The organism is Streptomyces sp. NPDC057280 (assembly GCF_042668605.1).
Classification (GTDB): domain Bacteria; phylum Actinomycetota; class Actinomycetes; order Streptomycetales; family Streptomycetaceae; genus Streptomyces.
In genome coordinates, this window is the sequence record NZ_JBHUYR010000001.1 from 2,245,676 (window position 1) to 2,260,462 (window position 14,787).

The following is a 14,787-nucleotide window of genomic DNA, read 5'->3' on the forward strand; positions in this document are numbered from 1 at the left end:
CTGTGGAGAGCGCAACAGGATCGCAGAAGGACGGAAGCCGGACCGAGGCCGCGGTCCGGCGACTCACCCCGGACGGGACGTACGACCCGATCCGGAGACACTTCACGTGTGGGAAACTGGTCTAGACAACCCTGAACACCGAAGGGCAGCATCACATGGCTGAGCGCCGCGTCAACGTCGGCTGGGCCGAGGGCCTCCACGCCCGCCCCGCTTCCATCTTCGTCCGGGCCGCCACGGCCTCCGGTATCCCCGTGACGATCGCCAAGGCCGACGGCAACCCCGTCAACGCGGCCTCCATGCTGGCGGTCCTGGGCCTCGGCGCCCAGGGCGGCGAGGAGATCGTCCTCGCGTCGGACGCCGAGGGCGCGGACGCCGCCCTCGACCGTCTGGCGAAGCTGGTCTCCGAGGGGCTCGAGGAGCTCCCCGAGACCGTCTGATTTATCGGCGCCGACTGAATCACGGCACCACTGAAGGGCTCGTCCGAGTTTATCGGGCGGGCCCTTTCAAATTCCCTCTCGCGGGCAGCAGAAATACTTCCCCGCGAATTACTGCTTCTTTGTATACGGCCCTCGTGTTAATGCCGCAGGCTCGGCATGTTTACGGGATGTTGCGAGTTCCTCACACGCTCTTGCCGATCTCCCGCGGCGCGGAATCGAAGGCGGTGCGCCGCGGTCGAGCGCTCGGTGTGCAGCGCGGTGACCGCACGCGCGCGTTCGGCGTCCCCGCGCGCCACGGCGTCGACGATCGCGCCGTGCTCCGCCCAGGACTCCACGGGGTTGGCGGGCGCCTCCACGGAGTACATCCAGGAGATCTTGTGGCGCAGCTGGGTCAGCATCGAGGTCAGCGCGGGGCTGCCGGAGGCCTGGGCGAGCGTCTCGTGGAACCAGCCGCCCAGGGAGCGCAGATCCTCGCTGTTGCCCCGCCTGGCCCGCTCCTGACCCAGCCTGACCAGGCCACGCAGGACCTTCAGGTGGGCCTCGGTGCGCCGCTGGGCGGCCCGGGAGGCGCCGAGCGGCTCCAGGAGCATCCGCATCTCCAGCAGGTCGGCGGCCTCCTGCTCGGTCGGTTCGGCGACGCACGCGCCCGCGTGCCGCCGCGTCACCACGAAGCCCTCGGCCTCCAGGGTGCGCAGGGCCTCCCGGACGGGGACACGGGAGACGCCGTAGCGGCGGGCGAGGAGTTCCTCGGTGAGGCGGCTCCCGCGCTCGTGGACACCGGAGACGATGTCGTCCCTGATCGCGGTGCATACCGAGTGCGCCGGAATACGCATGACCGACCTCCGCTTTAATCCCCGTGAAACGTCGACGATTGACGTGTGTTCAGTGACTCTATTGCAAGGAACGGGAATTTCCGATGGCGGACCGGAATCCATGGATATTTTTTGGACAGCAAGGTGCCGAAAACGGTGAAACCCCGGCTCGGTGAGCCGGGGTTCCGGGAGATCTTGCGGTCCGTCGGCGGAGGGCGGACGGTCACGCCGCGCCTCTGACGGTCACGCCGCGCCTCAGACGTTCACACCGTGCGAGCGCAGGTAGGCGACGGGGTCGATGTCCGAGCCGTACTCGGGGGTCGTCCGGGCCTCGAAGTGGAGGTGCGGGCCGGTGACGTTGCCGGTCGCGCCGGACAGGCCGATCTGCTGGCCCGGGGTGACCGTCTGGCCGACCGAGACACCGATGGACGACAGGTGACCGTACTGGGTGTACGTGCCGTCGTTCATCTTGATCACGATGTTGTTGCCGTACGACCCGCCCCAGCCGGCCTCGACGACGGTGCCGGAGCCGACCGCGTGGACGGGGGTGCCGCTGGCGGCGTGGAAGTCGACGCCGGTGTGGCTGCCGGAGGACCAGACGGCGCCGCCGGCCTTGTAGCCGGTGGAGATGTACGAGCCCGAGATCGGGGCCACGTAGGTGTTGAGGCGCTTGCGCTCGGCGGCGGCCCGGGCGGCGCGCTCCTTGGCCTCGCGCTCCTTCTTCGCCTTGGCGGCGGCCTTCTTGCGGGCCAGCTCCTCGGCCTTCTTCTGGGCGGCCTCTTCGGCGGCCTGCTCCTGGGCGGCGGCCTGGGCGTCGATCTGGTCGGCGACCGAGTCGCCGATGGTGATGACCGGGACGATGCCGGTCTGCTCGACCGCGGGCTCCGCGGCGAGGGCCGGGGCGGCGAGGGTGCCGATGACGCCGGTGGTGGTGAGGGCCGCGACTCCCGCCACGCGGGCGGTGCTGCGCTTCATCCGGCTCGGGGCACGATGCTTCCCGGTGGGGCGCGTGAACGCCATGTGGAGGCTGATCCTTTCCTTCCCTCTCGCCTACCGGGTTAGCTGACGGGTTCGGAGCAGGAAGGTCTCCTACGGACCCCCTCGCTGACGCGCGGGCGTCCGATTCACCCCAGGGACTGCGTGGGTCCCCGGCTCCCCTGGCTCGCGCCGTACGGGGACTCGGCGATGACTGTCCGGTGCCGCGGGTGCGGCGCACTGCCTGACGGACAGCCGGGATGACGCTAAGGGGGGTCACTTTCAATCCCCAAACGGATCAGGCAGTTTGTAGCACATCCCACAGGGCAAACAGGCAACCAGCCTTCAATTCATTCCTATTCGGACATTAAGGGGCCCTGGTGACGCTTCCGTCACCAGGGCCCCTTCACGCGCGCGTGCCGCTGCCGTGCTTCTACTCGGCTGTCACCACGCTGACTTCGCCGATTCCGAGGGCCTCCACGGGCTCCTTGATGGCGGCCGCGTCGCCGACCAGGATCGTCACCAGACGGTCCACCGGGAAGGCGTTGACGGCCGCCGCGGTGGCCTCGACGGTGCCGGTCGCGGCGAGCTGCCGGTACAGCGTGGCCTGGTAGTCGTCGGGCAGGTACTGCTCGACCTGGTCGGCCAGCGTGCTCGCCACGGCCGCCGCCGTCTCGTACTTGAGCGGGGCGACGCCGACGAGGTTCTGCACGGCGACGTCACGCTCGGCGTCGGTGAGCCCCTCCGCCGCGAGGGTGCGCAGCACCGTCCACAGGTCGTCCAGCGCGGGACCGGTGTTCGGGGTGTCCACGGAGCCGCTGATGGCGAGCATCGCGGCACCGGTGCCGTCCGGCGCGGACCGGAGGACCTGCCCGAACGCCCGTACGCCGTAGGTGTAGCCCTTCTCCTCGCGCAGGACGCGGTCCAGGCGGGAGGTGAGGGTGCCGCCGAGGCAGTACGTGCCGAGCACCTGCGCGGGCCACACGCGGTCGTGCCGGTCGGCGCCGATACGGCCGATCAGCAGCTGCGTCTGGACGGCGCCGGGACGGTCCACGATGACGACGCGGCCGGTGTCGTCGGCGGTGATGGCGGGCACCGGGCGCGGCTCGGCCGCGGAGCCGGTCCAGGAGCCGAGGGTGTCACCGAGCAGCCCGTCCAGGTCGACGTCGGTGAGGTCGCCGACGACCACGACGGTGCCGGTGGCCGGGCGGACGTGCTTCTCGTAGAAGGCGCGTACGGCCGCCGAGTCGATGTTCCGGACGGTCTCCTCGGTGCCCTGGCGGGGGCGCGACATGCGCAGGTCGGCCGGGAACAGCGTCCGGGAGAGCTCCTTGGCGGCCCGGCGCGAGGGGTTGGCCAGTTCGTGCGGGATCTCGTCGAGGCGGTTGGTGACGAGACGCTCGACCTCGTCGTCCGCGAACGCGGGCGCCCTGAGGGCGTCGGCGAGCAGCCCGAGCGCCTTGGGCAGGCGGGAGACGGGGACTTCGAGGCTCAGGCGGACGCCGGGGTGGTCGGCGTGCGCGTCGAGGGTGGCGCCGCAGCGCTCCAGCTCGGCGGCGAACTCCTCGGCGGAGTGCTTGTCGGTGCCCTCGGAGAAGGCGCGCGCCATGATCGTGGCGACGCCGTCCAGGCCCGCCGGTTCGGCGTCCAGGGGGGCGTCCAGGAGGACCTCGACGGCGACGACCTGCTGGCCGGGGCGGTGGCAGCGCAGCACGGTGAGGCCGTTGTGCAGCGTCCCGCGCGTGGGCGCCGGGAACGCCCAGGGCTTGGCCTCGCCCGCCTGGGGCTGGGGGTGGAATTCCATCGTGGCGAGCTCGGTCACTTGGCCGCCTCCTCGTTCTTGTCGCCGGCTTCGACGGTGGCTTCGGCCTCGGGGTCCTCGGGCGTGTCCGCGTCCTCCGCGGACTCTCCCGCGACGGGTTCGTAGACGAGCACCGCGCGGTTGTCGGGGCGCAGACGGGCCTTGGCGACCGCCTGGACCTCCTCGGCGGTGACCTCCAGGACGCGGTCGACGGCGGTGAGGGCGAGCTGCGGGTCGCCGAACAGGACGGCGTAGCGGCACAGTTCGTCGGCGCGGCCCGCGACGGTGCCGAGCCGGTCCAGCCACTCGCGCTCCAACTGGGCCTGGGCGCGCTCCATTTCCTCGGCCGTGGGGCCCTCCGCGGCGAACCGGGCGAGCTCCTCGTCGATCGCGGCCTCGATGACCGGCACCTCGACGTCACCGGACGTCTTCACGTCCAGCCAGCCCAACGAGGGCGCTCCGGCCAGCCGCAGCAGCCCGAAGCCGGCCGCGACGGCCGTACGGTCGCGGCGCACGAGCCGGTTGTAGAGGCGGGAGGACTCGCCGCCGCCGAGGACGGTCAGCGCCAGGTCGGCGGCGTCGGCCTCGCGCGTGCCGTCGTGCGGCAGCCGGTAGGCGGCCATCAACGCGCGCGCGGGGACCTCTTCCTCGACGACCTCGCGCAGCTGCTCGCCGATGATCTCGGGCAGCGAGCCGTCGCGCGGGGCGGGCTTGCCGTCGTGGGAGGCGATGGAGCCGAAGTACTTCTCCACCCAGGCGAGCGTCTGCTCGGGGTCGATGTCACCGACGACCGACAGCACCGCGTTGTTGGGCGCGTAGTACGTCCGGAAGAACGCGCGCGCGTCCTCCAGGGTGGCCGCGTCCAGATCGGCCATCGAACCGATCGGCGTGTGGTGGTAGGGGTGGCCCTCCGGGTAGGCGAGGGCGGTCAGCTTCTCGAACGCCGTGCCGTAGGGGACGTTGTCGTAGCGCTGGCGGCGCTCGTTCTTCACCACATCGCGCTGGTTCTCCATCGACTCGTCGTCGAGGGCGGCCAGCAGGGAGCCCATGCGGTCGGCCTCCAGCCAGAGGGCGAGCTCCAGCTGGTGGGCGGGCATGGTCTCGAAGTAGTTGGTGCGCTCGAAGCTGGTGGTGCCGTTCAGCGAGCCGCCCGCGCCCTGCACCAGCTCGAAGTGGCCGTTGCCCTTGACCTGGCCCGAACCCTGGAACATCAGGTGCTCGAAGAGGTGAGCGAGACCGGTGCGCCCCTTGACCTCGTGGCGCGAGCCGACGTCGTACCAGAGGCACACCGCCGCGACCGGGGTCAGGTGGTCCTCGGAGAGCACCACGCGCAGCCCATTGGCCAGGCGGTGCTCCGTTGCTGTCAGGCCCCCGGTGCCTGCCTGGTCTGTGGCCGTGTGACCCATGGGCATGTACGTCCCTTCGATCGCGGTGCGGTTGCCGTAACCGCGTTTTCCTGCCGGTCCTGCCACTGTATGCAAGCGTGTGGGGCACCGGTGGAGTTCCCGGTGGTCGTACGCCGACAGCGAGATCCCGTAGCCTGCGGTCGGGCCGCCGTGCGGCGCGGGTGAACCACCGGCGGGAGAGCTGACGTCGGGTCGTCGTCCGCGTTGTCAGTGCCGGGGTCCACAATGGTCCGCGTCAGATCCCGTTCACGCTTGAGCAAGAGTGAGCCGAAGGGACGCGAGCGACCCGTAGGCGAGCGACCAGAAAAGAGGAGCCGGCAGCGATGGCCCGCCGCAGCACGAAGACCCCGCCGCCCGACGACTCGTACGAGGAGAAGATCCTCGACATCGACGTCGTCGACGAGATGCAGGGCTCCTTCCTCGAGTACGCGTACTCGGTCATCTACTCCCGAGCCCTCCCGGACGCGCGCGACGGCCTCAAGCCGGTGCACCGGCGCATCGTCTACCAGATGAACGAGATGGGGCTGCGCCCCGACCGCGGCTATGTGAAGTGCGCCCGCGTCGTCGGCGAGGTCATGGGTAAGTTGCACCCGCACGGCGACTCGTCGATCTACGACGCCCTGGTGCGCATGGCCCAGCCCTTCTCGATGCGCGTCCCCCTGGTCGACGGCCACGGCAACTTCGGCTCGCTGGGCAACGACGACCCGCCGGCCGCCATGCGGTACACCGAGTGCCGGCAGGCGCAGGCGACGAGCCTGATGACCGAGTCGATCGACGAGGACACGGTCGACTTCGCGCCGAACTACGACGGCCAGGAGCAGGAGCCGGTGGCCCTGCCCGCCGCGTTCCCGAACCTGCTGGTCAACGGCTCGTCGGGCATCGCGGTCGGTATGGCCACGAACATGCCGCCGCACAACCTCTCCGAGGTCATCGCGGCCGCCCGCCACCTGATCCGCTATCCGAACGCGGATCTGGACACCCTGATGAAGCACGTCCCCGGCCCCGACCTGCCCACGGGCGGCCGGATCGTCGGCCTCTCCGGCATCCGGGACGCGTACGAGACGGGCCGAGGCACCTTCAAGATCCGGGCGACGGTCTCCGTGGAGACGGTGACGGCCCGCCGCAAGGGTCTGGTCATCACCGAGCTGCCCTTCACGGTCGGCCCGGAGAAGGTCATCGCCAAGATCAAGGACCTGGTCGGCTCGAAGAAGATCCAGGGCATCGCCGACGTCAAGGACCTCACCGACCGCGCGCACGGCCTGCGTCTGGTCATCGAGATCAAGAACGGCTTCGTGCCGGAGGCGGTCCTGGAGCAGCTCTACAAGCTGACGCCGATGGAGGAGTCCTTCGGCATCAACAACGTCGCGCTGGTCGACGGGCAGCCGCTGACGCTGGGCCTGAAGGAGCTCCTGGAGGTCTACCTCGACCACCGCTTCGAGGTCGTCCGCCGCCGCAGCGAGTTCCGCCGCACCAAGCGCCGCGACCGTCTGCACCTGGTCGAAGGCCTGCTGACGGCGCTGCTCGACATCGACGAGGTCATCCGCCTCATCCGGCAGAGCGAGAACTCCGCGCAGGCCAAGGAGCGCCTGATGGAGCGCTTCTCCCTGTCGGAGATCCAGACGCAGTACATCCTGGACACGCCGCTGCGCCGTCTGACCAAGTTCGACCGCATCGAGCTGGAGTCCGAGAAGGACCGGCTCAACACGGAGATCGAGGAGCTGACCGCGATCCTCGACTCGGACGCGGAGCTGCGCAAGCTGGTCTCCGCCGAACTGGCCGCGGTGGCCAAGAAGTTCGGCACCGACCGGCGTACGGTCCTGCTGGAGTCGGCGGGCGCCCCCGCGGCCGCGGTGCCGCTGCAGGTGGCGGACGACCCGTGCCGGGTGCTGCTGTCCTCGACGGGTCTGCTGGCGCGGACGGCCAACGGCGAGCCCTTCCCGGCGGACGCCGACGGCAAGCGCGTCAAGCACGACGTGATCGTCTCGGCGGTCCCGGCGACCGCGCGCGGCGAGATCGGCGCGGTGACGTCGCAGGGCCGCCTGCTGCGGATCAACGTCGTGGACCTGCCGCAGCTGCCCGAGACGGCCTCCGCCCCGAACCTCTCGGGCGGCGCTCCCCTGTCGGAGTTCGTGTCCCTGACCGACGGCGAGACGGTGGTCTGCCTGATCACCCTCGACGAGTCGTCCCCGGGCCTGGCGCTCGGCACGGAACAGGGCGTCGTGAAGCGTGTCGTCCCCGACTACCCCTCGAACAAGGAGGAGTTGGAGGTCATCACGCTCAAGGACGGCGACCGGATCGTCGGCGCGGTGGAACTGCGGACGGGCGACGAGGACCTGGTCTTCATCACGGACGACGCGCAGCTGCTCCGCTACCAGGCCGCGCAGGTCCGCCCGCAGGGCCGTCCGGCCGGCGGCATGGCGGGCATCAAGCTCGCGGACGGCGCGAAGGTCATCTCCTTCACGGCGGTGGACCCGGCGGCGGACGCGGTGGTGTTCACCATCGCGGGCTCGCGCGGCACGCTGGACGACTCGGTCCAGACGACGGCCAAGCTGACTCCGTTCGACCAGTACCCGCGCAAGGGCCGCGCGACCGGCGGCGTCCGCTGCCAGCGTTTCCTGAAGGGCGAGGACTGCCTGTCCTTCGCCTGGGCGGGCGCCGTCCCCGCGAAGGCGGCCCAGAAGAACGGCACGCCGGCCGACCTCCCGGAGATCGACCCGCGCCGTGACGGTTCGGGTGTGTCGCTGGGGAAGCCGGTGTCGGTGGTGGCGGGACCGGTCTAGGCCTCGTCCGGAGCCTCGCTCAGGCCTCTTCTTCAAAGAGCTCGGGGGTTTCGGCGGTTTCCTCCTCCGAGCCCTGTACGTAGCGCAGGACGCCCCACATGCCGTGCTCGTCGGCGGTGTGCGGGGCGTCGCTCTTGCACGCCTCCAGTTCCTTGCCGAGGGCGGGGGCGTCGATGCCGGAGCCGATGAGGACGAGCTGGGTGAGCCGGTCGTCGGAGGCGGGCCAGGGCTCGGGATAGAAGCGCAGGAACCGACCGACGGCGTGCACGGCATACCGGTTGCGCACGTCGTACGCCCCGAAGTCGACGTACCCCTTGATCCGGTACAGCCCCTCGGGCCGGCTGTCGAGGAACTGCATCAACCGACGCGGGTCGAGGGGAACTCCGGAGGCGAAGGAGAGGCTGTCGTAGCCGGTGTGCAGGTGGCCGGAGTGGCCCTCCGCGTCATGTCCGTGATGAAGGTCGTCGAAGGACAACTGCCCGATGCGTTCCTCGCCGGGCTTGCAGTCGAAGAGGAACTCGGGGTCGATACGGCCGTAGGTGGCGGGTACGACGACGGCGGTGCGGTCGGCGATGCCGTGGACCAGCTCGATGACCCGATCGCCGTCATCGGCGCGGTCGAGCTTGTTGACGACGACGAGGTCGGCGAGGGCGAGATGCCGGTCAAGCTCCGGGTGCTTCACACGGGTGTCGTCGAACTCGGCGGCGTCGACGACCTCGACGAGTCCGCCGTAGACGATGCCGGGATGCTCGCTGGCGAGCAGCATGCGCACCAGTTCCTGCGGCTCGGCGAGCCCGCTGGCCTCGATGACGATGACGTCGATGCCGGTGTCGGGCCGGGCGAGGCGTTCGAGGTAGCTGTCGAGCTCGCTCGCGTCGACGGCACAGCACAGGCAGCCGTTGCCGAGAGAGACGGTCGAGTCGCCGAGAGCGCCCGCGACGGCCATGGCATCGATCTCGATGGCACCGAAGTCGTTGACGATGGCGCCGATGCGGCTGCCTCCGCTGCGGTGGAGGAGGTGGTTGAGGAGGGTGGTCTTGCCGGAACCCAGGAATCCGGCGAGGACGACGACCGGGATCTGACGCTGACCGGGGTTCGGCTGACGCAACGTGCGACCTCCTTCGCGCTGGTACGCGCGCCGGATCGCGGTTCCGGCGCATGTACGAGGTTTGAATGCCGGACCAGGATACGAGCGGGAAGAATCACCGCGAAGTGAACGATTGTTAGCAGCACTTGCGGGGCAGACGTTGGGCATGGCGCCGGTTCGTGCGACCCTCGCTTCCTTCCGTGCGCCTCCTCTCCGCCTCCCCCGCCGATCAGAGCCGCTCGGCACCCTGGGAGACGGCAAGCGCCGCCCACCGCTCGCCGGTCCCCAACAGTCGACCCGCACCCCGACGACCGGCGGACGGCCGCCTGATTCGGGGGTTGACATGGCCACACAGAAGTTCGGGCTACGGAGGCTGATGGCCGTCGCCTCTGCCGGGGTCGGGCTGGCGGCGGGCGCCGCCGTCTCCTTGGCCGCACAGCGGCCCGCGCTCAGCGCCTTACGCACACGCGTGGAGCTTCTGGAACAGGCCGCCCAGACGCGGCACCAGACCAACTTCGCCTACCAGCAGCGCCAGCACTGGGAGTTGTTGAGCAAGGCCATGGACGATCCCGACCTGGCCGAGGTGCTGGACGCCTACAACGGCACCGTCCCGCCCAGGAAGCAGCGGCAGTTCCTCTTCGCCAACGCTCTCTACACCAACGCACTCTGCTACTACCGGATGGGCAACATCACCCACGACGAGTTCTTCGGGTTCGCCCGGAGCATGCTCCAGAACCCGGTGTTCCGCGAGTACTGGTACGCCACCCGCCCGCACCGGGCCACGCTGATCGACTCATCCGACGAGGCGAAGCTCGGACGCATGGTCGACGACCTTCTGGCCCAGTTGGAGGAAGCGGACGGCGACGAGTGGTGGGTGGTCGGGGAACCGCCGAGCGAGTAGGAGCGCTGAGCAAGTGGGCACGCTGAGCGAGTGGGTACGCTGAGCAAGTGGGACGTTTTCACCACTCCCGGCGCGCGTGGACTCCCGGTGCTCCTGCCGCTTGCGCACATCACACGGTTGGGCGGTAACAAAGCAGTAAACCGTCGCGTTGCCTCAGGTGCCAACAAGGTTGACTACTGCGCATCTTGCGGAACGGGCCTACCCCCGCCGTACCACCGTCCACGCTGCTGGTTGTCGAGGCCGTGACCCCACCCGGGCCGCATCACAACGCGCAGCACCAGTGCGCACCTGCCTCGACATCAGTAAGGAATGCCAGAACAGTGAGCCAGATCATCCGTCGGATTGGTACCCCGCCCAGCGCCAGGGGAAGCGCCACCGGTGCCAATTGCCCCGATATCTTCGAGCTCTCCGACGGAAGGTTCGCTGTCATCGGCACGGACATCACCGACGAACTCGACGTCCAGCTCCCTTCCGACGCGTCCAGAGCCGACTACGAACGCATCGTCGTGGTCACCCGCGAGACTCTCATCCACGCCAAGGCCGACATTCCCGACGCATAGTCGCCGGGGGCAGCCCCCTCCCCAGCGCGCTCACTTGCTCCGTCAGCCTGTGTTCGTTTGCCCCCGACGGTCCCAGTGCCCTGCGGTCCCCTCCGCAGGGCAGCTCGGGGCGGCACTCTGACCGCAAGGTCCCACACGAAAGGCCGACAGCCATGCGAACGACCATAGTTCGCCGTATCGGCGACTCGCCCAGTCAACGAGGCAGCATGTCAGGACAGTGCTGCCCCGACATCTTCGAGCTGAGTGACGGCAGCTTCGCCGTCGTCGGCAGAGAGGCCACGGCGGAACTCGACTCCGAACTGCCGCCGGACGCCTCGCGGGCGGACTACGAACGCATCGTCGTCATCACCCGCGAGACCCTGATCGCGGCCAAGAAGGACATCCCCGACGCGTGACCTCGCGCTCAGGCCGACACCGGGCTCGGCATCGTGCGGTGCCGAGCCCCGCACAGACGCACGCGACCGTCACACCGCCGCCGGCACCGCCACCGGCGCCCCCGGCCCCACATACCGCGCCACCGGCCGAATGATCTTCGAGTCCTCCGCCTGTTCCAGGATGTTGGCGCTCCACCCCACCACCCGCCCCGCCGCGAACGTCGGCGTGAACATCTCGCGCGGCAATCCGCACAGCTCCATGACCACGCCCGCGTAGAACTCGACGTTGGTGTGGAGTTCACGGCCGGGCTTCAGCTCGGCCAGGATCGCCTCGACTTGACGTTCGACCTCGACGGCGAAGGCGACGCGGGGGCCGCCGAAGCCTTCCGCGATCTCACGGAGCATGCGCGAGCGCGGATCTTCGGTGCGGTAGATGGCGTGACCGAAGCCCATGATGCGTTCACCGGCGAGGACCCGTTCGCGGATCCAGGGGTCGATGCGGTCGGGTGTACCGATGGCGTCAAGGGTGTCCAGCGCCCGGCTGGGAGCACCGCCGTGCAGAGGCCCTGACAGAGCTCCCACGGCGCCGACGAGACAAGCGGCGACGTCCGCCCCCGTCGAGGTGATGACACGAGCCGTGAAGGTTGATGCATTGAAACCGTGATCAATGGTTGAGATCAAGTATTGCTCGATCGCCCTCGCCTGCCGCAGCTCCGGCTCGGACCCCGTCAACATGTACAGGTAATTGGCCGCGTAGGACAGATCCTCGCGCGGCTCGACCGGCTCAAGACCCCGCCCCAACCGGTGCAGGGCTGTGAGCAGCGTCGGCACGGCCGCCGTCGCCGCGATCGCGTCCCGGCGGCGCCGGTCCGCGTCGATGTCGTACACCGGCCGGAAGCCCTGCGCCGCCCCCAGCAGCGACAGCCCCGTACGCATCCCGGCCAGCGGCCCGGACGCCGCGCTCGCCATGGCGATGGCGGGGAGTGCCGCACGGACGCCCTCCGGCAGCCGGCGCAGCGCCGCGGTCTCGGCGGCGAAGGCCGCGCTCCGCGCGGTGTCCGGCAGTTCGCCGTGGACCAGGAGATGCCAGACGTCCTCGAAGCTGCGGGTCTGCGCGAGCTCGACGGCGGAGTACTGGCGGTAGTGATAGAAGCCCTCGATCCCCCGGACGTCACCGATCTCGGTGTCGGTGACGACGACGCCCGCGAGTCCTCGCGGTACCTCGACGAGGGTGGCTGCGGCCCTGTTGACGGACATGTTTCCTCCCTGGACTTGATTCGACTGTCGATGATTGACTCATTAGCTGTCAATATTGATTGAATCAATATGCAGTCCATACGGATACGGTGTGCCCCATGCGCGATCACGAACCCGCCCCCTCCCCCCACGGGGACCGGCGACTGAGCACCAAAGAGGCCGCGGAGCTGCTGGGCGTGAAGCCCGAGACCGTGTACGCCTATGTCAGCCGCGGTCAGCTCAGCAGCCGACGCGTGCCCGGTGGCCGCGGCAGCACCTTCGACGCCAAGGAGGTGGAAACCCTCGCCCGGCGCAACAAGCGGGAGAGCGGCGGCAGTTCGGGCTCCGGCGGCGAGCTGTCGGTGCGGACCCGCATCACGCTCATCGACGAGGACCGGTACTACTTCCGGGGCGTGGACGCGACAGAGCTGGCCGCACGCCACTCCTACGAGGAGATCGCCGAGTGGCTCTGGACGGGGCGGATGCGGCCCGGCACGACGTTCACCGCCCCCGAGGCCTCCGTCGCCGTCGCCCGCCGTGCCGTGGACGCCCTGCCCGAACACGCCTCGCCCACCGACCGGTTGCGGGTCGCCGCCATCGCCGCCGCGGCCGCGGACCCGTTGCGCTTCGACCTCTCCGAGGACGCGGTGCTGGGTACCGCGCGCGTCCTGATCCCCACGCTCGTCGCCGCCCTGCCGCCGGTGCGGAGCGGCCACCGCGACGAGGGTTCGCTGGCCCAGCGGCTGTGGGCGCGGCTCAGCGGGCGCACGCCCGACGAGGCCTCCCTGCGGGTCCTCGACACCGCCCTCGGCCTGCTCGTCGACCACGACCTCGCCGCCTCCACGCTCGCGGTGCGCGTCGCGGCCTCCGCCCGGGCGCACGCCTACGCGGCCGTCTCCGCCGGGCTCGGCGTGCTCGAAGGTCCGCTCCACGGCGCGGCCAGTGGCCTCGCCCACCGGCTCCTGAACGACGTACTCGAACAAGGCGACGCGGGCCCCGTCATCGCCGACGAACTGAGGGCCGGGCGCCGTGTCCCCGGGCTCGGTCACCGGCTCTACCGCGGCGAAGACCCCCGCGCGCGTGCCTTGTTCGCCCTGCTGGAGGAGATCCCCCGGGCCGAACCCGCCCTTCTCGCGGCCCGCGACGTCGTCGCCACCACGGCCCGTCACACCCCGCTGCACGCCAACGTCGACCTGGCCCTCGCGGTGCTCACCGCCTCCTCGGGGATGCCCGCCACGGCCGGCGAGACGATCTTCGCCGTCGCCCGGACGGCGGGCTGGATCGCGCACGCCCTGGAGGAGTACGGCGAGCGCCCGCTGCGCATGCGGCCGAGCGGGCTCTATGTCGGCGCCAAGCCGCCTCAGCCCCTCCCCGAGTAGCGCTCCAGCGCGCCCGGAAGTCACCGTCGGGCAAGTCAGGTTAGGCTCACCTCTGTGAGTACGTGCTCAACCGTCTCCCGGGACCTCGACGAGCCCATCGCGGGCACCGCGGCCACCGCCAGGACCTGGCTGCTCCTGGAACAGCCCGGCCCCTGGGGCGCCCACGCGCTCACGTCGAGCCATCTGGACCCCGTGCTGGGCCGCGCTCTGGAGAGGGCCGCGAAGGGCACGGGCGTCCGGGTCGCCCTCATCCGCCGCCCCGGACGGCACGCGGACTGCGGCACACCCTCCGCGCGCCAGGTGTACGTGTCCCACACCGCCCCCGGCAGCACCTGGCTGCGCAGCGCCACGATCTGCGATCCGGAGCGCCTGCTCGACCTGGACTTCGCCGCGCTCGGCGCCGGCGACCACCGCAGTTTCGACGCGGCACTGGAGGGGCGGGCTCACACCGGGGCCCCGCTCGCCCTCGTCTGCACGAACGGCAAGCGCGACCGCTGCTGCGCCCTCCTGGGGCGGCCGCTCGCGGCCGAGCTGTCCAACTCCGGGGTCGAGGGCGTCTGGGAGGTCACCCATCTGGGTGGACATCGCTTCTCGCCGACGCTGCTCGTCCTGCCGTACGGCTACGCGTACGGCCGCGTCGGGGCCCACGCCGTCGAGGAGATCCTGCGCAGCGCCCAGGACGGCCGGATCGTCGTGGCGGGGTGCCGCGGGAGCTCGGCCTGGGAGCGACCGGGGCAGGCCGCCGAGCTGGCCGTGCGTGCGGAGGCGGACGAGCACGCGGCGGACGCGCTGGTGGTCGTGCGGACGGAGGGCGCGGCACCGCGCTGGGAGGTGACCGTCGCCCACGTGGACGGGCGCCGCTGGCGGGTCGTCGTGGCCCAGGGCGCGTCACTGCCGCCCCGCGCGGAGAGCTGCGGGACGTCGGTGCTCGGCTCGCCCGCGCGGATGGACGTGGTGGCGGTGCGGGAGTTGACCTCTCCCTCCGCGCTGGCGAGCTGAACCAGCCGAACCACGTGGTCAAGGGTCTCGTCCACTGATC

13 protein-coding genes and 1 riboswitch are annotated in these 14,787 nt (G+C 70.4%); of the genes, 7 read left to right on the plus strand and 6 right to left on the minus strand.

Going from position 1 to position 14,787, the window contains the following annotated elements; genetic code table 11:
* The first annotated feature begins 155 nt into the window (after positions 1-155).
* Entirely contained in the window at positions 156-437 is a 282-nt protein-coding gene (locus ACFUO4_RS10110; protein WP_079309245.1) for an HPr family phosphocarrier protein, read from the plus strand.
* A gap of 137 nt (positions 438-574) precedes the next feature.
* On the opposite strand, the gene ACFUO4_RS10115 is transcribed toward ACFUO4_RS10110, so the two are convergent.
* The 4 genes from ACFUO4_RS10115 to ACFUO4_RS10130 all read right to left on the minus strand — a co-directional run bounded on the left by ACFUO4_RS10115 (position 575) and on the right by ACFUO4_RS10130 (position 5,437).
* Positions 575-1,270 (minus strand): GntR family transcriptional regulator, encoded by a 696-nt coding sequence (locus tag ACFUO4_RS10115; protein ID WP_383481996.1) that lies wholly within the window; start codon positions 1,268-1,270, stop codon positions 575-577.
* A 234-nt stretch (positions 1,271-1,504) separates the two neighbouring features.
* Complete coding sequence (locus ACFUO4_RS10120; protein ID WP_383481998.1) at positions 1,505-2,269, minus strand: M23 family metallopeptidase; 765 nt, start codon at positions 2,267-2,269, stop codon at positions 1,505-1,507.
* A 12-nt stretch (positions 2,270-2,281) separates the two neighbouring features.
* A riboswitch (cyclic di-AMP (ydaO/yuaA leader) is annotated at positions 2,282-2,444 on the minus strand.
* A 213-nt stretch (positions 2,445-2,657) separates the two neighbouring features.
* The gene (locus ACFUO4_RS10125) at positions 2,658-4,046 is read right to left on the minus strand and encodes a pitrilysin family protein (RefSeq protein ID WP_079309247.1); all 1,389 of its coding nucleotides are present in this window, start codon (positions 4,044-4,046) and stop codon (positions 2,658-2,660) included.
* Positions 4,043-5,437 carry a M16 family metallopeptidase gene (locus tag ACFUO4_RS10130; RefSeq protein WP_383482393.1) on the minus strand — a complete coding sequence of 465 codons (1,395 nt, stop codon included), beginning with the start codon at positions 5,435-5,437 and terminating at the stop codon, positions 4,043-4,045. The genes ACFUO4_RS10125 and ACFUO4_RS10130 overlap by 4 nt, the downstream gene beginning before the upstream one ends.
* A 317-nt stretch (positions 5,438-5,754) precedes the next feature.
* Here ACFUO4_RS10130 and ACFUO4_RS10135 point away from each other — a divergent pair, with 317 nt between their 5' ends.
* Positions 5,755-8,211, plus strand: coding sequence for a DNA topoisomerase (ATP-hydrolyzing) subunit A (locus tag ACFUO4_RS10135; RefSeq protein ID WP_079309249.1), 2,457 nt, complete (start codon positions 5,755-5,757; stop codon positions 8,209-8,211).
* A gap of 19 nt (positions 8,212-8,230) precedes the next feature.
* Here the strand turns inward: ACFUO4_RS10135 and ACFUO4_RS10140 are convergent, their stop codons facing one another.
* On the minus strand, positions 8,231-9,319 hold the full coding sequence (locus ACFUO4_RS10140; RefSeq protein ID WP_179143383.1) for a GTP-binding protein: 1,089 nt from the start codon (positions 9,317-9,319) through the stop codon (positions 8,231-8,233).
* Positions 9,320-9,641: 322 nt separating this feature from the next.
* Between ACFUO4_RS10140 and ACFUO4_RS10145 the strand changes: the two genes are divergently transcribed.
* The 3 genes from ACFUO4_RS10145 (at position 9,642) to ACFUO4_RS10155 (ending at position 11,154) form a co-directional block, all read left to right on the plus strand.
* Positions 9,642-10,199 carry a DUF6082 family protein gene (locus ACFUO4_RS10145; protein ID WP_383482002.1) on the plus strand — a complete coding sequence of 186 codons (558 nt, stop codon included), beginning with the start codon at positions 9,642-9,644 and terminating at the stop codon, positions 10,197-10,199.
* Positions 10,200-10,519: 320 nt separating this feature from the next.
* Complete coding sequence (locus ACFUO4_RS10150; protein ID WP_211283922.1) at positions 10,520-10,759, plus strand: hypothetical protein; 240 nt, start codon at positions 10,520-10,522, stop codon at positions 10,757-10,759.
* Positions 10,760-10,911: 152 nt separating this feature from the next.
* Positions 10,912-11,154 carry a hypothetical protein gene (locus ACFUO4_RS10155; protein WP_383482005.1) on the plus strand — a complete coding sequence of 81 codons (243 nt, stop codon included), beginning with the start codon at positions 10,912-10,914 and terminating at the stop codon, positions 11,152-11,154.
* Positions 11,155-11,223: 69 nt separating this feature from the next.
* Here the strand turns inward: ACFUO4_RS10155 and ACFUO4_RS10160 are convergent, their stop codons facing one another.
* Positions 11,224-12,390, minus strand: a complete 1,167-nt coding sequence (locus ACFUO4_RS10160; RefSeq protein ID WP_383482008.1) for a citrate synthase/methylcitrate synthase — start codon at positions 12,388-12,390, stop codon at positions 11,224-11,226.
* Positions 12,391-12,488: 98 nt separating this feature from the next.
* On the opposite strand from ACFUO4_RS10160, the gene ACFUO4_RS10165 reads away from it, so the two are divergent.
* The gene (locus ACFUO4_RS10165; RefSeq protein ID WP_383482011.1) at positions 12,489-13,748 is read left to right on the plus strand and encodes a citrate synthase; all 1,260 of its coding nucleotides are present in this window, start codon (positions 12,489-12,491) and stop codon (positions 13,746-13,748) included.
* Between the two features lie 54 nt (positions 13,749-13,802).
* On the plus strand, positions 13,803-14,747 hold the full coding sequence (locus tag ACFUO4_RS10170; protein WP_383482014.1) for a sucrase ferredoxin: 945 nt from the start codon (positions 13,803-13,805) through the stop codon (positions 14,745-14,747).
* Positions 14,748-14,787: the final 40 nt, after the last annotated feature.